Origin of the sequence: Tractidigestivibacter montrealensis (assembly GCF_024741235.1) — a bacterium.
GTDB classification, from domain to species: Bacteria; Actinomycetota; Coriobacteriia; order Coriobacteriales; family Atopobiaceae; genus Tractidigestivibacter; species Tractidigestivibacter montrealensis.
This window is the reverse complement of the sequence record NZ_JANSKA010000010.1, coordinates 1-25290: the sequence shown is the minus strand read 5'-3', so window position 1 is coordinate 25290 and position 25290 is coordinate 1. Positions and strand designations below refer to the sequence as shown.

Annotated in this window: 23 protein-coding genes, 1 tRNA gene and 2 pseudogenes; 11 read left to right on the top strand and 15 right to left on the bottom strand. The window is 61.4% G+C overall.

Features of this window, described 5'->3' with window-relative positions:
* Positions 1-261 precede the first annotated feature (261 nt).
* A tRNA-Val gene (locus tag NVS32_RS10660) sits at positions 262-342 on the top strand.
* A gap of 378 nt (positions 343-720) precedes the next feature.
* On the opposite strand, the gene NVS32_RS10655 is transcribed toward NVS32_RS10660, so the two are convergent.
* Positions 721-3312 (bottom strand): PEP/pyruvate-binding domain-containing protein, encoded by a 2592-nt coding sequence (locus NVS32_RS10655; RefSeq protein WP_258499796.1) that lies wholly within the window; start codon positions 3310-3312, stop codon positions 721-723.
* A gap of 730 nt (positions 3313-4042) precedes the next feature.
* Between NVS32_RS10655 and hslO the strand changes: the two genes are divergently transcribed.
* Complete coding sequence (hslO, locus tag NVS32_RS10650) at positions 4043-4996, top strand: Hsp33 family molecular chaperone HslO (protein WP_258499795.1); 954 nt, start codon at positions 4043-4045, stop codon at positions 4994-4996.
* Between the two features lie 183 nt (positions 4997-5179).
* On the opposite strand, the gene NVS32_RS10645 is transcribed toward hslO, so the two are convergent.
* Positions 5180-5692: a nitroreductase family protein gene (locus tag NVS32_RS10645; RefSeq protein ID WP_258499794.1), complete on the bottom strand. Its 513-nt coding sequence runs from the start codon at positions 5690-5692 to the stop codon at positions 5180-5182.
* A 75-nt stretch (positions 5693-5767) separates the two neighbouring features.
* Positions 5768-6277, bottom strand: coding sequence for a pyridoxamine 5'-phosphate oxidase family protein (locus NVS32_RS10640; protein WP_258499793.1), 510 nt, complete (start codon positions 6275-6277; stop codon positions 5768-5770).
* 242 nt (positions 6278-6519) lie between these two features.
* On the opposite strand from NVS32_RS10640, the pseudogene NVS32_RS10635 reads away from it, so the two are divergent.
* Positions 6520-7963 (top strand): annotated as a pseudogene (locus tag NVS32_RS10635) (glycoside hydrolase family 1 protein).
* A 44-nt stretch (positions 7964-8007) separates the two neighbouring features.
* On the opposite strand, the gene NVS32_RS10630 reads toward NVS32_RS10635, so the two are convergent.
* On the bottom strand, positions 8008-8715 hold the full coding sequence (locus NVS32_RS10630; RefSeq protein ID WP_258499792.1) for a YczE/YyaS/YitT family protein: 708 nt from the start codon (positions 8713-8715) through the stop codon (positions 8008-8010).
* A gap of 182 nt (positions 8716-8897) precedes the next feature.
* On the opposite strand from NVS32_RS10630, the gene NVS32_RS10625 reads away from it, so the two are divergent.
* The 6 genes from NVS32_RS10625 to brnA all read left to right on the top strand — a co-directional run bounded on the left by NVS32_RS10625 (position 8898) and on the right by brnA (position 13425).
* Positions 8898-9776: a LysR family transcriptional regulator gene (locus NVS32_RS10625; RefSeq protein ID WP_258499791.1), complete on the top strand. Its 879-nt coding sequence runs from the start codon at positions 8898-8900 to the stop codon at positions 9774-9776.
* A 276-nt stretch (positions 9777-10052) separates the two neighbouring features.
* Entirely contained in the window at positions 10053-10889 is an 837-nt protein-coding gene (locus NVS32_RS10620) for a hypothetical protein (protein WP_258499790.1), read from the top strand.
* Between the two features lie 95 nt (positions 10890-10984).
* Entirely contained in the window at positions 10985-11800 is an 816-nt protein-coding gene (locus tag NVS32_RS10615) for a J domain-containing protein (RefSeq protein WP_258499789.1), read from the top strand.
* Complete coding sequence (locus tag NVS32_RS10610; RefSeq protein WP_258499788.1) at positions 11790-12233, top strand: HIRAN domain-containing protein; 444 nt, start codon at positions 11790-11792, stop codon at positions 12231-12233. The genes NVS32_RS10615 and NVS32_RS10610 overlap by 11 nt, the downstream gene beginning before the upstream one ends.
* Positions 12226-13068 (top strand): tetratricopeptide repeat protein, encoded by an 843-nt coding sequence (locus NVS32_RS10605; protein WP_258499787.1) that lies wholly within the window; start codon positions 12226-12228, stop codon positions 13066-13068. Before NVS32_RS10610 ends, NVS32_RS10605 begins: the two co-directional genes overlap by 8 nt.
* Positions 13069-13152: 84 nt before the next feature.
* Positions 13153-13425, top strand: coding sequence for a type II toxin-antitoxin system BrnA family antitoxin (brnA, locus tag NVS32_RS10600; protein WP_258499786.1), 273 nt, complete (start codon positions 13153-13155; stop codon positions 13423-13425).
* A gap of 464 nt (positions 13426-13889) precedes the next feature.
* Here the strand turns inward: brnA and NVS32_RS10595 are convergent, their stop codons facing one another.
* From NVS32_RS10595 to NVS32_RS10570, 6 genes and pseudogenes are all read right to left on the bottom strand, one after another.
* Positions 13890-14300 carry an iron chaperone gene (locus tag NVS32_RS10595; RefSeq protein WP_258499785.1) on the bottom strand — a complete coding sequence of 137 codons (411 nt, stop codon included), beginning with the start codon at positions 14298-14300 and terminating at the stop codon, positions 13890-13892.
* 24 nt (positions 14301-14324) lie between these two features.
* Positions 14325-15002 carry an ABC transporter gene (locus tag NVS32_RS10590; RefSeq protein WP_258499784.1) on the bottom strand — a complete coding sequence of 226 codons (678 nt, stop codon included), beginning with the start codon at positions 15000-15002 and terminating at the stop codon, positions 14325-14327.
* A 149-nt stretch (positions 15003-15151) separates the two neighbouring features.
* Positions 15152-15622, bottom strand: a complete 471-nt coding sequence (locus NVS32_RS10585; protein ID WP_258499783.1) for an ADP-ribosylglycohydrolase family protein — start codon at positions 15620-15622, stop codon at positions 15152-15154.
* Between the two features lie 40 nt (positions 15623-15662).
* Entirely contained in the window at positions 15663-16049 is a 387-nt protein-coding gene (locus tag NVS32_RS10580) for a GmrSD restriction endonuclease domain-containing protein (protein WP_258499813.1), read from the bottom strand.
* A gap of 645 nt (positions 16050-16694) precedes the next feature.
* A pseudogene (locus NVS32_RS10575) lies at positions 16695-17207 on the bottom strand (DUF262 domain-containing protein); the annotation flags it as partial.
* A 66-nt stretch (positions 17208-17273) separates the two neighbouring features.
* Positions 17274-17399, bottom strand: coding sequence for a DUF262 domain-containing protein (locus NVS32_RS10570; RefSeq protein WP_258499782.1), 126 nt, complete (start codon positions 17397-17399; stop codon positions 17274-17276).
* Positions 17400-17470: 71 nt separating this feature from the next.
* On the opposite strand from NVS32_RS10570, the gene NVS32_RS10565 reads away from it, so the two are divergent.
* Both NVS32_RS10565 and NVS32_RS11120 read left to right on the top strand, forming a co-directional pair.
* Positions 17471-17866 carry an ATP-binding protein gene (locus tag NVS32_RS10565; protein WP_368407224.1) on the top strand — a complete coding sequence of 132 codons (396 nt, stop codon included), beginning with the start codon at positions 17471-17473 and terminating at the stop codon, positions 17864-17866.
* A 25-nt stretch (positions 17867-17891) separates the two neighbouring features.
* The gene (locus tag NVS32_RS11120) at positions 17892-18161 is read left to right on the top strand and encodes a winged helix-turn-helix transcriptional regulator (RefSeq protein WP_497023376.1); all 270 of its coding nucleotides are present in this window, start codon (positions 17892-17894) and stop codon (positions 18159-18161) included.
* A 284-nt stretch (positions 18162-18445) separates the two neighbouring features.
* Here NVS32_RS11120 and NVS32_RS10560 read toward each other — a convergent pair whose 3' ends face one another.
* From NVS32_RS10560 to NVS32_RS10540, 5 genes are all read right to left on the bottom strand, one after another.
* A complete protein-coding gene (locus tag NVS32_RS10560; protein WP_258499780.1) occupies positions 18446-19030 on the bottom strand; it encodes a hypothetical protein in 585 nt (194 codons plus the stop codon).
* 228 nt (positions 19031-19258) lie between these two features.
* Positions 19259-20164 carry an IS3 family transposase gene (locus NVS32_RS10555; RefSeq protein ID WP_258499812.1) on the bottom strand — a complete coding sequence of 302 codons (906 nt, stop codon included), beginning with the start codon at positions 20162-20164 and terminating at the stop codon, positions 19259-19261.
* The gene (locus NVS32_RS10550) at positions 20107-20463 is read right to left on the bottom strand and encodes a helix-turn-helix domain-containing protein (protein ID WP_258499779.1); all 357 of its coding nucleotides are present in this window, start codon (positions 20461-20463) and stop codon (positions 20107-20109) included. The genes NVS32_RS10555 and NVS32_RS10550 overlap by 58 nt, the downstream gene beginning before the upstream one ends.
* 101 nt (positions 20464-20564) lie before the next feature.
* A complete protein-coding gene (locus NVS32_RS10545; RefSeq protein WP_258499778.1) occupies positions 20565-24980 on the bottom strand; it encodes an NACHT domain-containing protein in 4416 nt (1471 codons plus the stop codon).
* 85 nt (positions 24981-25065) lie between these two features.
* Positions 25066-25290, bottom strand: a 225-nt coding sequence (locus NVS32_RS10540) for a hypothetical protein (protein WP_258499777.1), incomplete at its 5' end; no start/stop codon positions are given.

The window sequence follows — 25290 nt, the reverse complement described above, 5'->3', positions numbered from 1 at the left end:
CCCTATAGGTCCGTCAAGGCTTCGACTCCTGTCTTCCTGGGCGGTATTTGTTGAATCAGTTTCATCAAGAATGAAAGGTGACGTTCTGTCATGAGAATGCAACGGCGCTCATCCTATGAACCTGACTAGAGCTTAATGGCTTAGGGGTGGTACGAATTCCGGTACGAATGAGCCCGCCTGGAGCGTTGTATTGTGTAGCGGTCTGTAGTGTTCGGTTTTCGAAAACAGCCCATCTAGCTGCGATAACTGTCCAAAGTGTAGGGGAGTGTAATGGTTTGCTATGGGCCCAGGACTTCCCTGACACGGAAGAGGTCAGAAGTTCAAATCTTCTAACGCCCACCATAAACTCGCAGGCCAGAGGGTACTTCCTCTGGCCTGTATTTTATCTGTCCAAACGGTTTTCACCCCTGTCCAAATCGCTGTCCAAGAATTGCCCCAAGATCCCTGAACGCCAACAATAGATACTCCCCCCAGTCTGCGTTGAAATCTGCGGCTTAATTGCAGTCCTGGACGGGAGTTGCTGAGAATAACCGCAGGTAGATGGCTTGTGGCTTCTCGTCAGAGTGCAATTAAGCCGCAGATTTCGGTTCGAGGCTCCGTCGGTAGCTGCCGGTTTGCACGCGTCGCCTCCCCAGCGAGGACTCCGTCCGAGAATTGCCCCGCACCGCAGCCGCATAAGAAGTCTCGCCAAAACCGCCACCAACCGGAATTTCGTCTCGCTCACTCAAACGCCATGAGCGTCTTTCCGCTCATAAGGTCGTGCCACAGCCCCAGGCCACGCCCGCGCGCGTCGTACAGGCGAATGCATGCCGCGATGTCGGGGCCTGCCGCAGCGGCATCGAGCCCCACCTGTGGCAGGTCGCAAAGCACGCTGCGGTCGAAGACGGTCGCTCCGCGCTCGAGCGCCGCGCAATAGAGGATGTCCTGCTCGACGAGGTCCTGGAACATGTGGCTGCCATACGACAGCTCGGGGGAGAACCCGTGGGCGGCATCGGCGTATTCGACAATCGCCCGGAAGGCGGCTATCTCGGCAAAGGTGACGGGTACGCCCAGGTCAGGGGACGAGGTGCCAATCCGGCCGGGCACAAGAAGCACTGCGGTTGCGCCCGTCACCTCACGCACCTTGCGCGCGGCCTCGCCAACAGCGCGTGCAACGCCCGGCCGCTTGCCGTGCGGACATGCCCGATAACCTGCGGCATCGACCACACAGACAAAGTCGACGCTTGCCTGCATCGAGGCGCCCATGGTGTCCTCGGCAGCGCGGAGCAGCACCGGCCCAGACGCGGCGGGCACCTCGACCGAACCCGTGCCCTTGAAGGACTGCAGCGGCCGGCATTGCAGCAGGTTGATCACAAAGCGCGGCTCGGCCCCCTCGCCGCTTGCCCTGTCTACGTTCACGGTGAACTCGATGTCGACGGCGTAGTCGTACGCCTCCTGCAGCGCGCGAAGGATCTTGCGCATGGCCGTGGTGAAGCGCCGGTCGCCCGCAAGCCCCGCGCACGAGGCAAACGTCACCTCTCGCCGCTGACCGCGCTCGCGCAGCATGCGCTCGGCCTCGCGGTCGTGCTCCATCACCATGGGTCGCACCGACGCCGGCATGAGGGGCGCAATGTCTGTGCAGGGCTTCTCGGCAAATGCGCTGCCCGCGAGGTCGATAAGGTCGCATCCGCGCTGGCAGAAGCGGTGTCGGTCCGCATCTGTGACCATCGTGGTGGCAGCTGGCCTGTCCAGGCTCACAAGCCGCGGGTAGTCACGCTCGGTGCGGTCCACCGCCTTTGTGCCAAGGCCCATCACCAGCCTAAGCATGCCGGCGGAGGGGTCCATGTCCGGAAGCCATCGGTATGCGCTGCGAGAATAGCCAATGCCCGCGGCCGTGGGCATGAAGTACGCGTCGCCATAGCGAGAGCCGCTCACGCGCTGAACGAGAAGCGCCATCTCCTCCTCGGCTGTGTCCAAGCCGTTGCGCCGACGGTATTCCAGCGCCGAGGGGTTCATGGTTGACGCGTACACACGCTTGACGGCGCGCTCGAACTCGCGGAGCCGCTGCTCGGGGTCACCCACGTTGGGCAGGAACACCGAGTCGTACTTGCCGGCGAAGGCGTTCCCAAACGCGTCCTCAAGGCAGCTGGACGATCGCACAATGATGGGAACCTGGCCAAAGTAGTCCAGGACGCGACGGAAGCCCTGCTCAATTTCGGGCGGGAAGGTTCCATTCTCGATGCCCTGCGCCAAAGAATCCGCCACGCGCAGGTAGCCGTCGCCGCGTTGCGCGATGCGCAGCGGCCACAGGTCGTTTTCTACAATGAACGTATAGAAGACGTCCGTGCCCACGTAGAACGAGTCGTGCGGCTCCAGCAGGCCAACGACCTCGGGCAGGTTTTTCTCGACAATCTTGCGCGACAAAAGCATGCCGCAGGACTTGCCGCCAACCATGCCGGTCCCCACCATGCGCCGTCGCACGTCAAAGTAGTCGGTGGGCGAGAAGTACTTTTGCACAAGCGCACGCATGCGCGGGTCTCTCGTCATCATCATGTTGCACATCTTGCGACAGGCGCGCCGCATGTCCTCGCCGTGCTGGTAGCTGGCGCGCGCCTGCAAGAAGAACCGGTCCCAGGAGTCTACGTCGCGGTCGGCGGCGCCGTTCATCTCCTCGCTCATGCGCGCGTAGAAGCGGCTGGTGTCGACGCCCGAGGTGAGGGCGCGCACCTCTCCCGTGGCAAGGTCGAGGCGATGCGCGAGGAACATGGTGGGGGAGTAGCGGCGCCAGACCTTGAGGGGGTGGATGAAGAGGCCGCCCTCGTCCGGCGAGACGTCGATGAGGACCTGGGTCGTGTCGTGGATCTTTGCGATGGCGGCAAAGGAGTGGTCGCCCTTGATGATGGGGAAGTACGCCACCGTGTCGAGCGAGAACATGTACGGGCAGGTGAGGCGGAAGAAGTTCCCCATGGTGAGGTCGGCGGACCATGCAACCTGCAGGTCGGACAGGCTGTCGAACACGTAGAACGCCTCGGGCCCCTCGCGCGTGATCACGTCGTGCACCTGCATGGTAAAGGTCTCGAAGCCCTTCCTGGGGTCAAGGTCGACCTCGACCACGCCGGGCGTGCCGCGGGCGATGATTCGCCTGTGAGAAGCAAAGCGCAGGTAGATGACGTTCCTGCCATCTGCCACCGAGCGGCCGACAAAGGCGTCCGCAATGGGGCGGAACTCGTCGAGCGAGCTGACCTGCCAGACCACGTTGTCGCCCAGGCGGATGGAGTCGAGCGCCTCGTCCAGGCCGTCGATGCCGCTGGGTACACGATCGAACGCCGCCATGTCTGCCTCCTCGCGTGGGTTGAGGCAATCCTAGCTGGTCGCAGGGCGGCGGCAGCGCAGCTTCTGGCTGGTGGACGGCTGCGGGTGGCTGGCGGTTGGGGTGGCTCTGAGACGTCGGCGGGCCCCGTTGCGGCGCCGTGTTGCCCGTCTCCCAGAGGCGCCTCGGACAAATCTGCGACTTAATTGCAGTAGCGGGCAGTGGGCGCTGAGAAGAACCGCAGGTAGACAGCTTGGCCTCTCTCGCCTAGCTGCAATTAAGCCGCAGATTTCGTTTGACTGCCTGCTACATTGCCCAATGGTCTAGCCGTAGTCTACGGAATCCCAATGTCGGCGAACACTTCATTCGTGCATAGTGCGCGATGGCCCCACATTTGTTTAATGGCTTATGTTGACGTTTGGTGGCAGTTTTTCCGAGATGCCCTAAGTATAAATTGATTCGAGAGTTGATAAACCACAGTTCAGCGAATTGCTATCACCTCAGTGATACATAAGAAGTCTGTGAAAAACTGCCACCAACCGTCATTCCTGACCATTCGCCCGCGCAGCGGGGCTGAATTTGCGTCCAATAGAGAAGGAAAATGGACACCTGTTGGTACTTCAGGCGCATCTTGTGGCCGATATCTTCTCAACAGTGCCGGCTGGTACGCTGCGGAGGGAGTGGGGTCGTGCAGCGCGGGTAACGATAGGGTTTCGCTACCATGGTTTCCGACAAACTCGAATGGGGAGGACCATGGCAGACGAGAAGAACGAGCGGGCGGCCTGCGAGAGCGGCGTCATCGACTTCAACGCCGAGGCGGTTCGTCTCGGCGACCATATTGTTCGCGGAACGGCGGCCGACGGCCAGGTGCGCGCTTTTGCGGTGACGGCGCGCGCGAGCGTCCAAGAGCTGCACGAGCGCCACCAGACCTCGCCCGTCGTGAGCGCTGCGCTGGGGCGCCTCCTGATGGCGGGCATGATGATGGGTGCCATGTCCAAGAACGACGACGAGCTCATCACGCTTGTGGTTCGCGGCGAGGGTCCCGTGGGCGGCCTCACCGTAACCGCCAACAACCGCGGCCAGGCAAAGGGCTTCGCCAACCACCCGCACGTGTGGCTGCCGCTTAACAGTGCGGGCAAGCTCAGCGTGGGCGAAGCCGTGGCGGGGGAGAACCACACGGGGACCCTCTCGGTTGTCCACGACCTGCCTGGCATGGAGCCGTACTCCAGTGAGGTTCCGCTTGTCTCCGGCGAGATAGGGGACGACCTCACGTACTACTTTGCCGCAAGCGACCAGGTGCCAACCTCGCTGGGCGTGGGAGTGCTGGTGGACACCGACCAGAGCATTCGCCAGGCGGGCGGATTTATCGTGCAGCTGATGCCGGGATGTGAGGACGCGGTGGTGGACCGCCTGGAGAAGAACCTCGCCGGTACGCGTTCCGTCACGGATCTGCTCGAGGAGGGCATGAAGCCCACGGACGTCCTCCGCCACGTGCTGGACGGCCTCTCATACCAGGAGCTGGACGTCATGCCGGCGGAGTTCCACTGCGGCTGCAACCGCGAACGCGCCACCCGCGTGGTGCTGGCGCTTGGCCGCGCGGAGCTGGAGGACATGATTTCCAAGGACGAGCCCGCCGACGTGTACTGCCACTTCTGCGGCGAGCACTACCACTTCGAGCCGGACGAGCTGCGCGACCTGCTGCGATGAGGTACCTTGCCAGTCACAAGCAGGTCCTTCTCGCGCAGATAAAACCTCACACGTGGTTTCTCTTTTGAGGCGTGGGACGGCAAAATCCCAGTCGAGAGTGAGGAGAAATCAAATAAGAAATAACACGTGTGAGGTATGCGTGTGAGGTATGAGGTTCGAGAAGCTCGCGCCGAGGTCCAGTCCCTACAGCCGCGTGACGGTATGCGCCAGCTCCTTGCGCGAGGAGTGGTTGGGCAGCGGCCCCGCGCCCTCGGCAGCGTAGCCAAGGTCGATCGCGCAGAGAACCACCTCGTTTGCCGGCAGGCCAAAGGCCTTCACAGCCTCCTCGGGGCTAAAACGGTTTATCCAGCAGGAGTCAACGCCCTCGTTTGCGGCAGCAAGAATCATGTGGGTCGCCACGATGCTTGCGTCCTCGATGCCCGAGGTGCGCTCGCTGCCTGGGTAGGTGTAGACGTTCTCGCTGTTAAAAGCGACGAGAAGAACGGTCGGCGCCCCGTAGCGGCAGGGGGTGAGGCCGTCGAACTTCTCGAGCGCATCGGCGGACTGCAGCACGTAGACGTGTTGCTCCTGCAGGTTCTTCGCGGTTGGCGCCACGCGCCCAGCCTCGAGGATCGCCGCCAGCTTTTCGTCCTCAACGGTACGGCCGCTGTATTTCTTGCAGGAGTAGCGGTTCTTGATGACGTCGGTGAACTCCATAGTGCCTCCTCGGGTTGACTGATTGTGAGACAAAGGGACAGTCCCTTTGTCTCATCGCGGCCGCAAGCCGTTCGGTTACAGCTCAATCCACTGGCGAACGCCAAACCCGCGCTTCCGCAGCGTGCTGCACAGATAGTCGATGCGCGTGGGCGTAACCTCAATCAGGTGCAGCTTGGTGCGCATCTTCTCGAGCGTCGGGCCGGTGAGCTTCTTTTCCGCTGCGGCGCGCGAGAACTTCTCGCTCATGGGGTCGACGACCTCCGCGGTACCCGTGACCTGCACGCTCTCGAGCCTGCCGAACTCGTACGAGGGCTCGAAGACGGCAAGGCACACGTTGCGGTTCTCCTTGAGCGCGCGGAACTTGAGTCCGCCTTCCGAGAAGATCCAAAACTTGCCGTCACGGTAGGTGTACTCGAGCGGGGTGCAGCGGACGAGGTCGGCCGACGCCGTTGCCATAGCGCAGATTTGATGCTCGCCGAGAAACGCGTCGATTGCCCTGCGCAGCTCATCCGCGGGCATGCGGGCAGAGGTCGCGTCCCTCTCGGTCCAGTATTCTGCGGCCTCGTCGAATTCCTCTGGCGTCATGGCGTGTCCCTTCCTTTGCGGTTGGCCGACGCGAGCAAGGGCAATTCGCCGACCGGACGTCTTTTTCTTGAGCTCCATTATCGCCTTCGTGCGTTGTTACCGGGGTGGATGAGACAAAGGGACTGTCCCTTTGTCTCATCCGTCAAAGTTGCCCTGTCTGCATGTAAAAAACAGACATAACATCTCTGCACCACTCAGCTTAGGCGAGGGTTGCCCCAGCTTAGCGGCACAGGGATGACACCATGGCAGTCACATTTCCCAAGGGCTTCTATTGGGGCGGCGCAACGGCGGCCAACCAGATCGAGGGCGCGTGGGACCAGGACGGCCGCGGCCCCTCGGTTGACGACCACTTCCTAGGCGGCAGCGTCACCACGCCGCGCATGATCACCCGCGGCATCGACCCCGCGCGCTTCTATCCCAACCACGACGGCATCGACTTCTTCCACCGCTACAAGGAGGACATCGCCCTCTTTGCCGAGATGGGCTTTAACATGTTCCGCCTGTCCATCTCGTGGTCGCGCATCTTCCCCAACGGCGACGACGAGAAGCCCAACGAGGCGGGTCTCGCCTTCTACGACAACGTGTTCGACGAGCTGGCCAAGTACGGCATAGAGCCGCTGGTCACGCTCTCGCACTACGAGATGCCCCACCACCTGGTTGAGAAGTACAACGGCTGGGAAAGCCGCGAGCTTATCGGCCTCTTTGAGCGTTATTGCAAGACGGTGTTCGAGCGCTACCAGCACAAGGTGCGCTACTGGCTCACGTTCAACGAGATAAACTGCGGCACCATGGACATGGGCAACCTCTTCGAGACGAGCGTGATCCGGGGCTTCGAGGGGCCGGCGTCCGCCTCGCACACCACGATGCAACAGCGCTACCAGGCTCTTCATCACCAGTTTGTGGCGTCGGCCCGCGTGGTGCGCTACGCGCACGAGCACTACCCGCAGTTCAAGATGGGCAACATGGACTGTTTTGTCCTCACGTACCCCGGCACGTGCGACCCGGCGGACCAGCTGGCCAACCTGACCGAGATGCGTCGCATGAACTGGTACTGCTCGGACGTGCAGGTGCGTGGCGCCTACCCCTCGTACGCCGCGCGCTTCTGGCGGGAGAACGGCATCGAGCTGCAGGTGGAGGACGGCGACCTGGCAGACATCGCTGCCGGTACCGTGGACTTCTACACCTTTAGCTACTACATGAGCGGCGTCGTGGGCACGCACGACGTGGAGCAGGCAGCCGGCAACATGAGCATGGGCGGCCGCAACCCCTATCTCAAGAGCACGGACTGGGGCTGGCAGATAGACCCGGAGGGCCTGCGCATTGCGCTCAACCAGATCTACGACCGCTACCAGATCCCGCTGATGTTGGTCGAGAACGGCATGGGCGCGCTGGACGAGGTCTCGCCGGACGGGTCGATTCACGACCAGTATCGCATCGACTACCTGCGCAGTCACGTGCGCGCGATGGGGGAGGCCGTGGATGACGGCGTTGACCTCATGGGCTACACGTGGTGGGGGGCCCATCGACCTGGTGTCCGCCGGCACGGGCGAGATGCGCAAGCGCTACGGGTTCATCTACGTGGACAAGCACGACGACGGCAGCGGTACGTATGAGCGCCGCCGCAAGGACTCGTTCTTCGCGTACCAGAAGATCATCAAGTCCAACGGCGCGGAGGGGCTGGAGTAGCGGCGCAGCGCGCGTGAGACAAGGGGAGTTTCCCCTTGTCTCATTTAGTGCTGCCCGAGTGCGGTGTGCCGGTCAAGCGCCATCTCTAGAAGTCGGATGATCCTGCCGTTGAGAAGGGCCGAGAGCACGGTGCCAATTCCCAACCCGTAGAAGGGGCTGCCCGTGCTCAGGCACATCACGACGGTCACACCCATCATGGTGAGATCGAAGACATTCTTTACCAGGCCATAGTCACGGCCGGACACGCTTGAGATGGTCTGCACCGTGCCGTCGGGCGGCGCAACCACAAAGTTGGCGCGCACGCTGAGCGTCACACCCGTTGCGGTGCAGAGTATGGCCACGGCGAGAAGAACGAATTGCCCCGCAAGCGAGAGGCTCCACCTGGGGAACAGCGCATCGTACACGTCGACGACAATGCCAAACGCAAAAGAAAACGGGATCTGTAGGAGGACAGCAGGTTCTGGCTTGCGCAACAGAACAAGCTCGAGAACAACAAGCACCAGGTAGATGAGTGCGGTTGCCGTGCCAAAGCTGAGAGAGCTTATGTTGCTGAACGCGTATGCCGAGCTGGTGAACGCCGCCACGCCCAGCCCGCTGCGAGTGTTGAGCACGATGCCGGCGGCCAGGATGTTCAAGCCAAGAACGTAGCTTACGACGCGCTTGGGCATGGTGCCGGGCGCTGGCTTGTTGGTGGCTCGGCCGGGCTTTCGCTGCTTGGCGCTTCCTGCATCAACCACCGTTTTGCTGCTCATGTTTGGAGAACTTCCTGTCACGCTTGCAAACCCTCTGGTAAACGAGTCATTCTCCGCAACTGTAGGGTGGAAAGCCAGAACCATCAAATATAATCTAGTCATTCTTATATAACCTTTGCTCATGATTGACGAGCGGATCGTGAGGTCCCAAGTGGAGCCAGGCCGGATGGGGTAGCGAACGCATGGATGGCATCTATCGTACGGAGCAGAGCGAGCATGTCCTGCATGACGACTTGCTGGAGGGCGAGCGGCTTGGGCCACGACAGCTCGAGTGCTTCTCGGCCGTTGCAGAGGAGGGCGGATTCACGCAGGCGGCTGCAAGGTTGAACATCTCGCAGACCGCCGTGACCAAGCAGGTCCACCTGCTGGAGAAGTCGCTGGGAACCAGGCTTGTGGACCGCTCGACAAAGCCCGTGACGCTCACGGATGCCGGAAGGTACCTGCTTCCGCTTGCGCGCAAGGCCATTGACTCTCTGGATGAGGCAACCCGCGAGATGCGCTCTTACCAGCAAGGCGAGGCGGGCCCTCTGCGCGTGGGGTTCCTGCGGAACTGCGATCCCCAACTGCTGGTGGAGACCTTCAATCCGTTTCTTCGGGCTCATCCAGGCGTCTTGTTTGAGCCGAGAAGTGCCTCGAGCCATGAGTTGTTCCTCATGGCCAAGAAGGGGAGCATCGACGCCTTTGTCTGCATGGAGACCCGCGAAAACTGCGCGCTGGAGCACCACCGGTTGCGTTCGTATCCCCTGGTTGTACTGGTGCCACGGGAAAGTGGGTTTGCGCAGCAGGAGGTTGTACGCGACGGGGATCTTACAAACGTGCTGTTTGATGCTCGCGATCCGCTTCAGAGCAGCGAGGGATTCCCCGAGCTCGAGGGCAACCTGCTACGCATTGCCTGCGGCATGGGCTGCGCGGTCCTGCACTCGTTCACGGGTAATAACTGCTACGGCGACTACGTGGTCTCGCGGCCCCTGGAGCCTCGGGTGGAGACGAGCATTTACCTGTTCTTCTCGGATTGTGCGAAGAGCCCTGTGGTCCAGGCGCTGCGCGGATCGCTGGGGTAGACGTTGTCGGGTGGCGCGCCGGGTGGCGTTGCTGGGCTCGCGGTGGCAGGGATTTGCGGTTGGGCTACGGTTTATCGGGGGGGTACCCCAAGTACAAAGCAGTTTGAAGCCTGATAAACCGCAGGTCAATGAATTGCGACTATGCCGCAGTCATATAAGAATTCTCATCAAAACTGCTGCCAACCGGAACTGCGCCTTGCCCCACGGCGTGTGGACCCTCTCGTGCCACAATATGAGACAAAGGGAAACTCCCTTTGTCTCATGAGGAGGCGCGGAATGCTGTACACGCCCGTCACGAAGAACGCGATCAGGTTCTGCTACAACGCGCACGCCGGCCAGCTGGACAAGGCGGGCCTGCCCTACGTCAACCACCCGCTTCACCTTGCGGAGCAGATGTCCACCGAGGACGAGACCTGCGTCGCGCTTCTCCATGACGTGATGGAGGACTGCGGAGCTACCCCGGAGGACCTTCTCGCCCTGGGCGTCTCGCCAGAAGCACTGGCCGCGGTGCAGCTCCTCACTCACAAGGATGGTGTGCCCTACCTTGATTACGTTCGAACCGTGGGCGAGAATCCCATCGCGCGCCGCGTCAAGGTGGCTGACCTGCGCCACAACAGTGACCTCACGCGCCTGGACGAGGTGGGGCCAAAGGACATCGCGCGGCTCCGCAAGTACCGCATGGCGCGCGTGATTCTGGGCGACATGGTAACCAAGGTGCAAACGCCCGCGGGCTCAGTGTCCATGCAGGTGGCGGGTGAGCCGTATCCGTTTGTGGTGCGCGACGAGTCGGACGGCGGGTTCACGCTGGAGGCGGACGTGCTGCCGCTCTCGGTTGGCGAGAAGGTCGTGCTTCGGTACGGCTTTGGCCCTGCGGTCGCGCAGGGGGCCAGCCAGGGTGCGGCGTGGCGCGTGTACCAGGTGGGCGGCGTCACCGTCGGTGTGACGCTTGCCGCCGCGCCCGCGGCGTCCACGTACTGCCTGGACCCCGACGCCGCCACCGTCACCGTAACAGCAGACCCCATGGCCCACAGGCGCGACGCTGGCGCCAACAGCTTCACCATCCGCGTGACGTGGCGCCGCGGCACAGGCGAGAAAGACGTGCACGCCGTGTGAGACAAGGGGAGTTTCCCCTTGTCTCACGCCCTAATTAATGTCGCGTCCCTCGGCTATGGTGTGAGGAACCATACGTCGAGAGGATGGTGGCCACCATGGCAGTGGCAGCGCCCACAGCAGAGGAGCTCAAGAGCGCCATCCGCGAGGTGCGCGCGGACATCCTGGACATAGTCACGCAGATCGAGGACATAAAGCTCCAGCAGCTCCCGCAGATATACGTGGACTACGCCGTAAAGATCGGCTGCTGGGAGAAGGAGCTCCTCGAGGTGGAGGTTGCCGCCCGGCGCGCAAAGCGTCGCTACGCCCTTGCGCAGGCGCAGGCAAACCAAGGCCAGGCGCCAGATTACGAGAAGATCGAAGCCCAGCTCGACGAGGAGCTCTCCGCCTGGACTGCGGCCGCCAAGGAGGCAAAAGAGGCCTACGAGCAGGCGCTTGCCTGGCGCCTGGGAAGGGTTGCCATGCCCGAGGCGGACGCCAAGGAGATGCACACGCTGTATCGCACGCTCATGAAGCGCCTGCACCCAGACGTCCATGTGGGAGAAGACGAGAAACGCGCCGAGTACTTCGCGCTTGCCCAAAAGGCCTACCAGGACGGTGACATTGTGGTGCTTCGCTCGCTCGAGGCGGCGACGCGGCACTTTGATCCCAAGGATGACCTCGCGGAGGAGGAAGACACCAACGCCCTGGCCACGGAGCTGGAGCTTCAGCAGGTCGAGCGCTCCGCCATGGAGAAGCAGCTCAATGAGCTTGAGAACTGCGAGGACATGCAGCTGGGGAAGCTCCTCCAAGACCCGGAGTGGGTGAGCTCCCGCACTGCGGAGCTGTGCGAGGCCATCGAGGAGTGGGAGCGCACCCAGCGAGAGTTCGACTTGCGCGTTGCCAAGCTGAGGGAGGCCATCGATGGGGACTGAGGGAGCAACGCCGAACAGCTCGGCCGGCCTGGTGCCCGTCCGCCCCGGCGGTGCCGGCGCCATCATCCAGGCGATGCACGGGAAGGGCGGCATGGGCATAGAGATCCCCAAGCCCTTCTCGCAGCCAATCTGCCTTGTGCCGGACACGCGTATCGCGGGCACCACCCACATAGATGACATCGACGAGCTGGCCCCAAAGCTCTCCGTGGGCGAGCGACTCGCGTTGATTCGCGAGAAGGACAACCGGTACGACGAGTGGTGCATTCGAGTGAACACGTCGACCGGCGGGCGTCTGGGCTTTGTCCCCGCGGACATCAACGAGATTCCCGCTCGCCTTATGGACGGCGGGAAGGCGCTCTATGCGGAGGTCAACAAGGTCGAGAAGGTCGGCGGCTGGTGGAAGATAGGGATGGGAGTGTGGCTCGATGACTGAGTGGCATGGCGACGACGGCGACGGCGGAACTCCCAACGCGCCAGTGTTTGGCTGGATGTGGCCCGAGAAGGTACCTGTTGGCGGACCCAACACGGAAACCGGCCTCCCGCTGGTATGGATCACGCAGCAGGTGGTGGAGCCGCAGGACGGCAGGATCGGTCGCCGGTGCGTCTATTGCTACGACCCCGAGGATGACCCTGCCGGAGACTTTGCTTTGGGCGCGGGCGCAGACTACTACAACGAGGCAATGTCCTGCGATTGGAGGACAGAGCGTCGCGTGGAGTGCTTCCAGGCGGCGGAGGTTCTCTACCTGCACGCGTCGCGGCTGGGTAACGCCATGGCGGACGACGACCTTACCTACGTGTACAGCTACGATCGCTGTGAGGGGAAGTACTGGGACTCCGTTGCGGCGGGCGCCAAGTTCCCAAGGCCGGAGGAGCGGCTGAGCATTGCCGAGCGTGCGTTTGCGCATTGCCGCGTTGCGGCAGAGGCGGGCATCGCCGAGTCCTGCTATAAGCTGGGGGACTTCCTGCGCGACGGTCGAGGGTGCGATAAGGACGCGGATAAGGCGTACCAGTGGTATCGCCGGGCCTACGACCTGGGGAAAAGCGACTCTCCCGTGTACTGGGGAAGCGCTGCCCTGCGGCTGGGGAAGGCGCACGAGGAAGGCGAGGGCTGCACCCAGAGCTTCCAGGAGGCAAAGAGCTGGTACTCTCGCGCCGTGGCCGGGCTTTCCGCTGCCGTGCGTAAAGGGGAGTCGTGGTATCGCGGCGCCCTCAAGAACGCCGAGGCGGGCCTTGCGCGAGCGGAGCAGGAGGTTTCGGGGAAGTACTAAGGGGACGACGTCGAAGCATCGTACGATGTTATTAGCAAGGCATAATCTCTGCCCGTCGTGTCACCAAAAAGGAGAGGGAGAGCTATGAGCGCAACGCGCAACAACACTGACGCACTACTCGATAGCTTCGATGCGGGCGAGGACATGAGCGAGTACTTCGATTTCGATTATCTCGAGTTCCCCAACCGGGAGGCCAAGCGCGTTAATGTCGACTTTCCTGTCTGGATGGTCACGGCGCTCGATAATGAGGCTGCGCGCATTGGTGTTAACCGACGGGCTGTTATTAAGATGTGGGTATCTGAACGCCTGGATGATGAGCAGGCCAAGCGAGCGGCCATGCAATCGGCTTCGGCCTAGCGTGCCACGCGGAGTATGTCTGGCCCTCGTTGCTGGGTACGGGGTTTTCCCATCGCTATTTCCTGTTGGGTGCGCCCCGGTAATGTTAGTGGTCACACATTCGAGTGTGATTGTGTGATGCACCCAGCTTGCTACACGTTTGAACGCCGAATGTGTGACGACGGCAGCCAAGAACGCATGACTTAGGGATTCCGATTGGGGCTAGCGGGTGCCTGTGCACAAAAATCGACATTGACGGCCCATTTTGGGCGAATCGCCGAGTACGAAGGCTCTAACTTTTTACGGAACCGCAGGTAGATAAATGGCACCCATGGGGTGATACTAAGCGAAATCCCGAATTTGGGCCGTCAATGTCGATTATTGTGCAGGCGCGCAACCCAAGTGGCTCAAGGGCCTCGGCACTCACCGGTTCTGGGATGCATGTATCCCAGAACCCTATCGAAAGCCGGCTTCTTCTCGAGGAGCTACAGGGACTTGGCTCCACCAAGGCGCCACGCGGCGATGCGTGCGATAAGGCCGACGTCGACCTTGCCGTAGGGGATGCGGATACTGCCCTTGCTGTAGGTGTATGTGCCGTCCAGCTCGCCTGCAAAGTGCGCAACCGCCTCGGCACCGGGGTAGAGCCCGATGTGGTGCTTGTTGGCGGCGAGGTGGATGAGGTTGCGCCCCTGCCAGTACGTGGGCATGCCCCAGGAGATCCTCTCCTCCGCGTGGGGAAGGGCGGCTCGCAGGACGCCTCTCACCTGGAGGAGCTCCGGCCGCACTCCCTCGGGCTGCCGAGCGATGTATTCGTCGACGGTGAGGGGCTTCTCGCCGCAGGAGTGGGGCTGGCTCTCGTGGGCAAACTCACGCCCGCACTTTGGGCACTTCCACATGTGGTCTCCTTGGTGGTGGGAAAATTAATCGAGACGCTTGTGTCGCGCCTGTTTCAGCCAGTTTCGCTTGAAGGCGCCAACACCGCCAAAGAACCTTTCATAGGTCCCGCCGTCTTCGCCCGCTGAGTATTTGATTGCGGCGAGTTCGATGGTGCACAGATAGTCTGCCACTTGCTCCAGACGATAATCAGTCATGGTTGTACGCCTGCGTTCCACTACGCCCTTGGATAGTACAAAGCCAACGGAGTCCCGTAGGGCGCGACTAACGACGTCCTGTCCATCGTCGTAATACACCTTGACGTCATCGAAAGACTGGAAGAAGGCTAGGTTGTCGAACATAAAGTTCGAAATATCACGACGCATATTTGCGAAGAGTTGTATGGGCTCAACGACCTCGCGACGCTCGTAGGAAAAGGCGCAATAGGAGATAGGGAGGTGGCGAACAAAAGAGCCGAACGCCGAGAGTATCTTCTTGCGTTGCTCGATGGCGAGCCCCTCGTAGGCCTTGTGGCCGTTAAGCAGGGGCTCGGAGTGGAAGGGAACATCAGGAAGTCCTGAGTCTCGCAGGGTGCCCTCATAGGCCTCTATCTGCGAGGAAATGTTGTCGGATTGGTTATGGAACACAAGCGTTAGCAGGTAGTGGCGGGCAACGCCACCCCTGTCGCCGCTCTTGTCAGCAAAAATGCTGAGTTCCTTGGCCAACCTGCCCCCTAAATAACAAGAAAGCCGGGGGACTACCCCCGGCACTTGGAGGTAGCGGTATTACCGCCACCAAAGTCTTTATACCACAAATGGTCTCCTAACCTAACATGCTGCCCCTTCGTGACCGCTGAAACGGATCCACCTACCCCTCACCGGCTCACAGTGGAAACTCGCGCAGCGCTGCCGACGAGAGCATGAACCCTAGAACAGGCACGCGTCGATGGTCGCCTTGCCGAGATGCGCATGAGGGACCCGTTGCCGTTGTCGCGCTCGCCCGCGCGACCGCGCCCGGAGGAGAGCGCGTCGGCGGTGGTGCCGCCGATGTCGAAGAGGCCGCTCACGGTGTACGCGCCCTCGCGATACCAGCGGACGAAGCGCTCTCGCATGTCGCGCACGTCGATGCGGCCCGTGGCGCGGATGCTGTCGCAGGTCGCGAGCGCCATGGAGGTGTCGTCGCTCCAGGTGCCGGCGGGCTGGTTGTGCGAGCCGTGCCCCACCATGCCCGTGCACTCAAACGTGCCACGGGCGCGGAACTCGTACGGCACGCCGAGCGCGTCGCCCACGGCCTGGCCGTAGACGCAGTCGCGAAGGGTGGGGGAGGGATGCTGCGAGGTGGGCATGGGGACTCCTTTCGGGGGACTGGATTGGGCTGTGACGTGGTTATCCGATAAGTCCGTTCGATCCCATGAAGTCGACGAACGAATCGATGATGTCGTTGGTGCGGTCGACTATGTCCTCCTCGGTGAAGTCCGTCTTCGATCTCACGATCCCGAGAAGCTCCACGTTCCTGGTGCCCTCTCGGGCCCTCCCATTCCCGTCAACGAAGCCCTCGTAGTACTTCCTCTTGTCGGAGAGACGGTAGTCGGCGGCGCGGATGTTCACGCGCTTCTCCAGAAGTGCCTTGTTGCCGAGAGCCTCAAGGTCGGAGCGGTCTCGCAGGGGCTCGACCTCTGCGCGCTTGCGGGCGTAGATGTGCTCCACCTCGAGGACCGTGTCGTTGTCCCACAGCCCCTGCGCCGGGTCGTGGTACGCCCACCAGGCGAGCATCGAGCGAGTGATCGCGCGCTGGTTGGTGAACTGGAAGGCGCGGATGCGGGCTATCACGTCCTCCCTGCCAAACCGGTAGTTCGAGAAGCTCACGTCCGTGCCGTTCACGATCTTGACCATCTCGGGGAACATGGGGGTGCGAAGGGAGTTCACGCCCGGACGCTCGATGGCGTAGTACCAGACGAAGGAGATGGTGAGGTCGAGCAGCCGCACGAGGCCCTCGTCGTCCAGGTTGTCGCCGTCGTCGCGGCGCGCGAGGAACCAAACGCTCAGCAGGTAGTACCACATGCCGTTGGGAGCGAAACGCAGGGTCGCGAAGCGCCTGTTCGCGGCGTCGGAGAAGCCGTCCCCGGCCTCGACGCGCTGCCAGAAGCGGAGGAGCGACTCGAGGTCGTCCAGGGTCCCGTCCTTGCGCAGGATGGAGTACTTGTCCCTGGCGTAGAACCCGCGCAGGGACTCGGTGGTCGTGTCCGTCGTCCCCATGAGCGCCCTGCGGTAGTACATGTAGCGCGTGAAGAGCTCGTCCATGGGAGTGCCACGAAGCGGGTGGAGAAGGTCGTTGGCGCCCTCCTCCATCGCCTTCCAGCGCGTGACAAAGTCGTCCTTCCTGCCCTCGCTGGAGAAGTGCTTGTAGAGCTGGCTCTTGAAGATGTCGGCGTCGGAGAGCGGGAGCCCGCGGTCGTTCAGCGTCGAGAATATGCGCAGCGCTGTGTCCTGCGACCCAGCCTCGATGGGGAGCAGTATCACGTGGCGCATGATGCGGGAGGCAAAGGGGGCCGAGTAGCCGTCATAGTTCTCGGCGAGCTCCGCAATCCTGCCCTGGAAGTACCGGAAGTTCTTCGCGTAGCTGCTCTTCCATGCGGGGTTGGCCTTGCCGTCCCGAAGGATCTGCAGGAACTCGCCCTTGTCGTTGTCGGAGGCGACCTCGGACTTGATCTTGAGGCCCTCCTCGGTCATGTCGAGGTTTCCGTAGTCATCGGACTTCCAGATGCACGCGGCGATGTCGTCGTGGAGGCCGACGGAGTTCCTGTCCCTCATCTTCGCAAAGCGGTCGTAGAGCGCCCTGAGCAGGAGCATGATGGTGGTGAGCCTCTGCTGGCCGTCAATGATTTCCTGCTGTCCCTCGTCGTTCTTGAACGTGACTATAGGCCCAAGGAAGTAGTCGTTGCGCTTGTCGAACCGGTCGCTTGCATTGTTGGGGAACGCGAAGGCGAAGAGGTCATCCTACAGGGTGGAGCACTCGTCTTCTCCCCAGGCGTATGGCCGCTGGTAGTCCGGGATGAGAAAGTCGGCGTCCTCGTCCTGGAGGAGCGTCCTGATGTTCTTCTGGTCGACCGTCAGCTGAGACATGGGTCCCCTCAATCTGCAGGAAGTGGCAGTTCGTTGCTGTTCAAATATCCAACTATCGGGCTTCGTGCCGGGTGCGTCTAGTCCTGGTCTGCAAACGTGGGGTGCGGAAGCCGGACCGCATCATCGCGTCCAATCCAGGTACGCTTAGGATCTCGATAGGCGAGGTGGAGGCGGGCGGCGTGTCCGACCCGCGCAACGGGACGCTCCTCTCCATGTTCAGCCTGCTCAACATTGGGGAGCGGACAGGCAACGGCTACGACACGCTGCGCGAGGGCACATACAGCGCCGGCAAGCCCGACCCCCTGCTCGAGGAGCTCTGGGAGCCGGACCGGGTGCGTCTGACGCTGGAACTTGAGACGAGCGGTCTGGCCGGCTTCCGCCTGCCGGGCATGGGAGGGGAGTCCTCCCCACTCGTGACGGAGGTTGAGCCACCAAGGGTCGGCCAGGGGAACAAGACTAGCGATTAAGTCAGCGGTCCAGCTAGCGGAACAAATGTCGGGAATGATGTCGGTAATGTCGGTAATGGTTGTCGGTAATGTCGGTAATGCCGTTGGTAAAGTCATTGGGGCAAAGGTGTTGTCAGCAACTGGGAGAGCCGTTTCCGATGTAATCCAAGGAAATCCATTTGCGACAGTAAAGGAGATAGCGACTGCGATTGGCAAGAGTGCGCGACAAGTGGAGAGGGCTAGAGCGTCTCTGAGAGACGCCGGCCTCATAGAGCGTATCGGCGGCACGCGGGGGCACCGGAAGGTGAAGCGATAGCATGGACTATCTTGACAGGAAGCTCAACGACGCTTTCCCAGGCTTTGTGGTGCGAAAGGATCTTGTTAAGCTCGTGTGCGGCAATGCTGCCGTGCCAATCTACGTGTTTGAGGATGTAGAGAAGCGCATACAGCAGCAGATAGAAGATGATGGCCTCCGGACATGTCGCGCCGCCCGCGGCTCGATAAGCTCTGAGCTTGTAACTCATTCATATCATGCTGCAGTGAGCGAGAAGTTCATTTTCGTTGCGCACTCACTCGGACAGCTACTCTCACGTTGCGCTTCTAGTCGCCCAGGCCAGAGACGGAGATCTTCGGGATCATGATCTCCTTCGCATTGCGGCCGGCCTGTGCCATGCGCGCCGGCGAGTTCAGGCACGAGCTCGTGGCCTCCCTCTGGTACACGCGGTCGAGGATGGTCGTGTAGTTCTTGATGGCTGCGATGTTGTACGGCATGTCCTTGCCCTCCTTGCCCTCGTCGGTGAGACCGGCGATCCTCTCCCAGCGCCTCATGTACTGGTCGTCAGAGCCGCCGGAGGCCCCGGCCGGCTCCAGCCCGGTGGCGCCGCCCTGGCTCGAGCCCTTCGTCTCGAAGAGCCACGGCTCCGCCTTCGCGAGCGCGGCCACGTCCCCGTCGTGCTCCGCCAGGAGCGCCTTCGCGGCGGTGACGGAGCGCGCGCCGGCGGACCTCAGCGCGAACTCCGTGCGCTCGTCCGCGAGGCGGGCCTTCAGGTCGGCGATCTCCTTGCCGAGCCTCTCCGTCGCCTCCGTCGTCTTGGCGGCCTCGGCCACCTTCGCCTGGAGCGCCTCGATCTCGGCGTCCTTGGCCTTCAGCCGTGCGGCGTAGTCGGTGCCGCCGCTCCCGCTCACCGCGTCCTTCTGGGGCTCCTGCTGGTCCTGCTTCTGCCCCGCCTGCGCGTCGACGCCCGGCTCCTGCCCGCCCTGCTGCTGGTTCTCGCCTGCTCGACCTGGTCCTGCGCCTGCTGCACGCCACTGGACTCACCCTCCATTGCGACCGCCTTTCCGCGTCGGCGGGCAAAGAGAAATGCCCGCACCTTCTGAACTGCACTCCAGTTCTTGGACGGACTAAATAGCGGCCTACGCCGCGCGCAGGGACTGATTCCGAAACTCCTCCGGGGTCAGTCCCTTCAGTTTAACCTGCCTCCTCCTTGTGTTCCAATGGACGATGTAGGCGTCGAGGTCGGCCTTGAAGGACTCGAAGTCGGGCCATTCCCGCCCCCTGAAGAACTCGTCCTTGATATGGCCGAACAGCTGCTCGGTGGCCCCGTTGTCAAGGCAGTTGCCCTTGCGTGACATGCTCTGCACGATGCCGGCGCCCCGGAGCCTCCCGCAGTAGCCCTCGTGCTGGTACTGCCACCCCATGTCCGACTGCATCACCGGGTGGGAGCCCTCGGGCACCTTCGGGAGCAGCATGTCGAGCATCTCGTGCTGCTGGGCCATGTCCGGGCGCTCCGAGATCGACCACGCCGCTATCTCCTTGCTGCCGAAGTCGTAGACCGGGGCGAGGTAGGCCTTCCCCCAGGGCTGCCTGAGCTCGGTGACGTCGGTGCCCAGCTTCTGCCACGGCGCGTCGGCGGCGAAGTCGCGCGCCAGCACGTTCTCGAAGGTCTCGCCGACCTTGCCCTTGTAGAAGTTGTAGCGGTGGTAGTCGGTCTCGCGCCTGATGCCGCAGCTGATGCCGATCTCGCGCATCATCTTGAGGACGGTCTTGTCGGCTATGCGTGCGCCCTGCTCGGCGCGGAGGCACATCGCTATCTGGCGGTGGCCGCAGCCGTTCGCCGTGCGCGAGAAGATCTCTGCGGCGGCCTCCCAGAGCTCGGGCCGCGTCGGCCTCTTCGGGTGCGACAGGGCATAGTAGTAGCTCGACCTGGCTAGCCCTGCGCATTCGAGCAGGTCGGAGAGTGCGTGCTGCCCTGAAAGCTCGCTCACGACGACCGCCTTCTCGCGGTTCGAGAGCGCTTCTCCGCCTTCAGGGCGATCGATTTTTTTAGGTAGGCATTCTCGGCCTCGAGCATCTCGACCCTGCGCTCGAGCTCCTGCTCGCGCGTGGGCTTCCCGGCCTTGCCCGCGGCGACCTTGGTCTCGAACGAGTAGACCGCGCTCCTCTTCCCCATGCCTGCTAGCCCCTCGATGCCAACGGACCTGTAAGTGTTGATCCATTGTCTCACGGCCTCGTAGGGGACGCCGATCTGGTTCGAGATCGACTTTACGCCGTGCCCCTTGTCGTAGAGCTCGGCCGCCATCGACCTTGTGACGGCATCGTACAAAGGTCTTCGAGTCATAGAAAAGCCTCCCTTTTCTCATGTCCAAGAAAAGGGAGGCGGTTCACTTCTAGGTACGGGCATTGTCCGGCGGTGTCACAAGCAGGATGGGAAACGATTTGCTATGAGTCGGATTCGCCTGAATCTTCAGTACTTTCCTTAGGCATGTAATCGGATAGGAGGCTGTTGAGGAAATCTTCGGATGGAGGCTGCGGCCCGTCCTGCTCCCTTTCCGATGCCGGGCAGAAGTCAAAGGTGCCGTCATTGGATTCCCGGATGATCCAGGACTTCTCGACCCTGTCATCAAGGCCTGGGATGCGCTCTCTTGCAAGGTTGGTGCCGTTCCTCTGGACAGTCGCGTACCAGACAAGGGTCTTGCCAGAAACCCAGAGCTTGTCCATGAGTGCGTCCTTATCGGCGAGAAGCGCTTGGTACTCATGCCTGTATGCTGTGCCGAACTCGACGTACTCGAAGCGCGTGTTGCCCTCGGCGTCGTAGTAGCGACAGCCATCCGTGCGCGTCACGCCGCAGAGGCTCCTCGCTAGTTCGGACGGGAAGTCGTAAAAGTAATCGCCCGCATCGATGAGGCTTGCGACGCAGCGGCCAGACAGGGGACTTGCCGACACATGAACGTCTGCGACCATTTCGACCCCCGCCGGCTCGTCGCACTCCTTCATCCATGGGGACGCAAGTAGTTCGACGGGAGACAGATAGCTCGCAGGAGCTGCGAACCCGACCTGAAAACCAGATGAGCGGTTATATCCATCGAGGCAGGTGCTGGAAGCACCGTCCAGCTTGCCAATCTCCTTGGCATCCACGACGCCGGCATGGAGCCACACGCGGGACTCTTTGCCGCACACGCCCCAATCGTTTGCAAAGAGGGAAATCGGCAAAGTGTTGCCGGCGATGGAAACGTCAGTGTTCGGGCGATAGCCGAGCAGCGCGATTGCCGCACTGGCGTCGGTCGAGCCAATCCAAGACCTAAGTTCGCCCTTGGTCACTGGTACATCCGAATCATTGCATGAGAAGGGCTCGGGGAATAGGGGCTCGGAGCTCTCGCGCTTTTTATTGAGTCCGAGCACGGTTGCCTCGAGGAGCGGGCTGTCATAGCTGAGGAGCATGCCGAAGTCAGCCACGAGGCCATTATCGCCGATACTTCCGGGCTGCTCCTCGTACCAGAATTTGTCTTGGACGGGTAAACGATCGGCCAAGTAGCCGCATATCTCCCGCAGTGCGCACCAGACGTACTTCTCGGCGACGGTCATCACCGCGCTTCGTTCGCCGTGGTCGGCGGGGTAGAAGTAGCCACGTATGGTGCGGTCGACGCCCATGGGACGCGAACCGTCAACGGGGCTGTCCGCCTCGAACGTCTCCGGGTCGTAGCCATGATCGAGAAGATATTGATAGGCCGCCGCGATAACCCAACCCTCAAACGAGGGAGGTTTCACCCCAGCGGCGGATGCGGACATGCCAATAATGCTGTCCAGAGAGTCAATCCCACTCTTCTTCCCAGAGACATGGCCATAGATACCAAAGGTGCTTGCGAGGCGATCGACCAGCACATAGCGGGCCAGATCATAATGAATGGGCCAGTAACCGACCGACGCCGTTGCGTTACATGCGCCGGGGAAGATCGGCAAAGAATCATCAGGGGAGGGGGCGGCGTAGGGCGGCCTGCAGACGGCGGCCTTTCTTTCGTCAAGGAGGCCGTCAGAGATGCACCGCTCGACAATGATGCGCCCATAGAAGCGTAGAGCAGCATCGCGGTTGCCTGGCTTGTCGGGTTCGAAGAAGACTGAGTCTAGAGTGAGCCTGCCGATCTCCGCCTCGCTAGCCGCGATAGCCACGCCTTGGCAGACGATCTCCTCGGCGATGGCAAACATGTCCTCGCGAATCTGTGGGTCGTCAATGGAGCAGAAGCGGCCGAAGAGCTTCGCGAACTCGGCGGAGTTGGAGAGCCCCCACTTCACGAGCTCACTCCTGCAGTGCTGCCTCTTCAGGTTGCTCACAGAGGAAAGGCCCCAAGCGAGTGTCAGGGGCATCTGCGTGCATGTCTCGTGCTTGTGAAGTCTCGGCATGTGTCTCAGTATGTCCCGCTCGTAGTAAAGCGCCGTCTGGGAGTCGATGCCACGAATACGCAGCGATGGGGGGAGCGACCATTTGGCGTCTCGCTCGGTAGGGCTGTCGAAGGTTCTTAGATACTCGTCCAAGAGGGCGGGCCCGAACGGATGGTCTTCCATTTCAGCCACCTGGATGACAATCCCGTTGACAATCTTCGATAGTCCGTCTGCTTCAGACCTCATTTCGCTAAGCACCCAATCCCTGAATGGGGACACGGCTTCGGGGCGGGCTTTGGAGAGGGCGAAGAGTGTGAGCCCGTATGCGTTCTCGTCGTCCACGGCCGCCACAAGACCCTCGCAATCCAGGGGCAGCACGCCTTTGTTCTCAACGAGCAGGATGGCGAGCATCTCCGACGCATCCGGGCGCCTTCGAAGGAGCTTCTCGTTGGGGCCGAAGCTGTCTTCGAGCATGAGCACCGCCATGAAGTAGTCCCAGAGGTGTCGGGTGCCAGCCGCATACGTAATCTCACAGGGATCAAAGGAACCACAGCCCATGGTGCGACGCATGGAGAGTATGCCGTAGCTTACAAGTAGTTCGATCATCTGCGTGGAACCAGAACTGTCCAGGTCAGCTTCGGCGAGGGTATCCTCTAACTCGCTCTCGGCCAGCTCGTCGCAATCGGAGCCCAAGAAGGTGCGTGCGAGTGCCAGGAGGGCTTTCCGCACGGGAGAAGCGGCAATGCCATCATGGCGATGGTTTCGGGAGGCGAATTCGTACTCAAGTCGCTCGATCTCCGCCTTCACGAGGTCGGTCAGACAGGTGGAAACTGGCGAGGAAACCTTTCTTCCCTGATGAGCTGCGCAGAACATCTGCAGTTCCATGGGGGTACTCAGCAACCATCTGAGCTGCTCGTTGCCATCAAGGTCTATGCGGTAGTGTCTAATATAGCGTTTGAAAAGCTGGTATACGGGAACGTCACCATCGTCGTCCAGGTGATACCAGCATGCAGTGATGCTGCGGTCCTTGAATGCGATGCCGCTTGGCCGTGAGGTGTAGGCGAATCGAATCCGAGGGTACCTGAGACTTATCGCATCGCCCCTTCTGATCATATCCTCCCAGAAGGAAGAAGGTGGCCTCTCATCAAGACCGTCTACGAGAATGGCGACCTTGGACCTCACGCCAACGACGCCATCTGTCACATCGTGAAGGGCGGCAGCGGAGGAGAGGGCCTGCCACAGGGACGCCTCGTTCCAATCGGAGCCGACGCCGATGGTGTTGGCGATGACTCGCCACCAGGGCTCGCCATCCTTGATAGAAGAGGCCAAGACGAGAATGGGCAGATGCATTTGGCTCTTATGGTATTCTTGCGCCTTGCTGGCAAGGCCACAGGTCTTGCCAGTACCCTGGTCTCCCTCGATGATGCAATGCGGCTCGCTCAGGGTACGTTTGGCTTCATCGGCAATTTCCCAAGGGGAGAGGGTTTCTCGGAACTCGTCGAGCAGCTTATCGAGTTCTTCGAGGTGGCCCAGTAACTCATAGCTCCTCTTCTTGTCGTATACGTCTGAGGCGAAGTCTTCGATGGCTGTGTAGTCAACCTGGAAAGGCTTGATGGTGCGGAAATCAGCCAATTCCGTCATCAGCGAACCCCGGAGTGATGAAAGCCAATCGGAGTAATCCTGCAAGGCATATGCGCATGCAAGAGCCTTGTCTCTCAGGCCGAGTGCTGTGTCACCACCCACCTCAACAAGCGAAGCAATCCGGGCCACTATTTGTTCACAGAGGACGATGTAGCGTTCAACTTTCCTGACGAGAGCCAGCCTCGTATCCCGTGTCCCGAAGAAGGCGTCGAGAAAATCCGACATGCCACCGTCGTCGGTCAGCTCGGGAATGTAACGGTTCCTAAGCGTCTCGATTGTCTCTCCGAGCGAGGCCTCGATGGTTTTTGGGTTTATCAGGGAGTGGTCGAACCAGAAGCGGTAACGCCCTTCGTTCACGCCCCACTGGATCTGGTTGAAGATCTCGTTCTCGTCCCACAACTCTATAAGCAGGTCGGGGTAATCTATCTCAACCTTCTCGACGAATCCATTCCAGCTGCCCTCTTCGCCAGGTGTCGTCTTGCCCCCGCGGACATTCTTCATAGAGGTGAGATTGTGCGGGATGCAGACGATGTAGCGCTTCATTGTCGGGCGAATATTCATGGCGGATTTGATGGACCGCCCAAGCTCGTTATACTGTGTCGAGGCCATCGAAGTAGGGAACCACTTTGCTTGGAGGCCGACCCAATTGCCGTTCACCGCATTGTGCCAGTAAGCTTCGATACCGCCATCGCCACCTGCGCCACGGATATTGCGATACTTCCAGCCGTTGCCATAGTGCTCATGGTGCCGCCCCCAGGTCTCGAAGAGCTGACAGCACAGCTCTTCGAAGGCATCTTGGTGGCTCATACCTTGGGTGTTGAACTTGTCGAATAAGCTCAAGGAGTATCCTCCCAGGGGGTAGCTGGAAACAGATTAATTCGTCGCTAGCAGTTTCTTGGTGATGCGGACGATTTCTTGGACCATCCTACACCGCAAGCCCCAGCCTGCGCCTGCGGCCCATGATGGCCTCGTAGTGCCTCGTCCCGTCCGGCTCCACGAACAGCTTCAGCCTGCCGTCGCGGTACCACTCGACGTAGTCCTCGAGCGCGGAGCGGAACTCCCCGGGGCTCGCGCGCGACCAGTCGCGCCTGTAGAGTGTATTCGCTAACGTAGGAGTCGACGGAACGCTCAGCAGGTTTTCGACACTTCG

What these genes read in the sequence shown, in the direction of transcription:
- NVS32_RS10655 (WP_258499796.1), bottom strand. Translation starts at nt 3,312, where the DNA reads ATGGCGGCGTTCGATCGTGTACCCAGCGGCATCGACGGCCTGGACGAG.
- hslO (WP_258499795.1), top strand. Translation starts at nt 4,043, where the DNA reads ATGGCAGACGAGAAGAACGAGCGGGCGGCCTGCGAGAGCGGCGTCATC.
- NVS32_RS10645 (WP_258499794.1), bottom strand. Translation starts at nt 5,692, where the DNA reads ATGGAGTTCACCGACGTCATCAAGAACCGCTACTCCTGCAAGAAATAC.
- NVS32_RS10640 (WP_258499793.1), bottom strand. Translation starts at nt 6,277, where the DNA reads ATGACGCCAGAGGAATTCGACGAGGCCGCAGAATACTGGACCGAGAGG.
- NVS32_RS10630 (WP_258499792.1), bottom strand. Translation starts at nt 8,715, where the DNA reads ATGAGCAGCAAAACGGTGGTTGATGCAGGAAGCGCCAAGCAGCGAAAG.
- NVS32_RS10625 (WP_258499791.1), top strand. Translation starts at nt 8,898, where the DNA reads ATGGATGGCATCTATCGTACGGAGCAGAGCGAGCATGTCCTGCATGAC.
- NVS32_RS10620 (WP_258499790.1), top strand. Translation starts at nt 10,053, where the DNA reads ATGCTGTACACGCCCGTCACGAAGAACGCGATCAGGTTCTGCTACAAC.
- NVS32_RS10615 (WP_258499789.1), top strand. Translation starts at nt 10,985, where the DNA reads ATGGCAGTGGCAGCGCCCACAGCAGAGGAGCTCAAGAGCGCCATCCGC.
- NVS32_RS10610 (WP_258499788.1), top strand. Translation starts at nt 11,790, where the DNA reads ATGGGGACTGAGGGAGCAACGCCGAACAGCTCGGCCGGCCTGGTGCCC.
- NVS32_RS10605 (WP_258499787.1), top strand. Translation starts at nt 12,226, where the DNA reads ATGACTGAGTGGCATGGCGACGACGGCGACGGCGGAACTCCCAACGCG.
- brnA (WP_258499786.1), top strand. Translation starts at nt 13,153, where the DNA reads ATGAGCGCAACGCGCAACAACACTGACGCACTACTCGATAGCTTCGAT.
- NVS32_RS10595 (WP_258499785.1), bottom strand. Translation starts at nt 14,300, where the DNA reads ATGTGGAAGTGCCCAAAGTGCGGGCGTGAGTTTGCCCACGAGAGCCAG.
- NVS32_RS10585 (WP_258499783.1), bottom strand. Translation starts at nt 15,622, where the DNA reads ATGCCCACCTCGCAGCATCCCTCCCCCACCCTTCGCGACTGCGTCTAC.
- NVS32_RS10580 (WP_258499813.1), bottom strand. Translation starts at nt 16,049, where the DNA reads ATGCTCGCCTGGTGGGCGTACCACGACCCGGCGCAGGGGCTGTGGGAC.
- NVS32_RS10570 (WP_258499782.1), bottom strand. Translation starts at nt 17,399, where the DNA reads ATGTCTCAGCTGACGGTCGACCAGAAGAACATCAGGACGCTCCTCCAG.
- NVS32_RS11120 (WP_497023376.1), top strand. Translation starts at nt 17,892, where the DNA reads ATGTCGGGAATGATGTCGGTAATGTCGGTAATGGTTGTCGGTAATGTC.
- NVS32_RS10550 (WP_258499779.1), bottom strand. Translation starts at nt 20,463, where the DNA reads ATGACTCGAAGACCTTTGTACGATGCCGTCACAAGGTCGATGGCGGCC.